Raw genomic sequence first — 283 nt, 5'->3', positions numbered from 1 at the left:
AGGCATCCACCGTATGCCCTTCTCTCTTTGGACGTTCTCTATGCACTTGTCAATGAGCTCTTCCTTCTTTAGGGTTGTTACAATTTGGTGGAGTGAAGGGGACTTGAACCCCTAACCTTCTGCGTGCAAGGCAGACGCTCTCCCAGTTGAGCTACCACCCCAACAAAACGAATTAGACTATATGTTTTAGACTATAAAAATAAGTTACTCTCTCAAAAGTAGATAGAGGAGGTAGAAACTTTAATTCTCCTTAGAAAGGAGGTGATCCAGGCGCACCTTCCGG

The 283-nt window shown here is 44.9% G+C and carries 1 tRNA gene; it reads right to left on the bottom strand.

Features of this window, described 5'->3' with window-relative positions:
• Positions 1–85: 85 nt before the first annotated feature.
• Positions 86–161, bottom strand: a tRNA-Ala gene (locus ACW9JY_RS10605).
• Between the last annotated feature and the right edge of the window lie 122 nt (positions 162–283).

The sequence above is a fragment of the Petrotoga sp. DB-2 genome (genome assembly GCF_054051725.1).
This window is presented reverse-complemented; position numbering and strand designations above follow the sequence as displayed.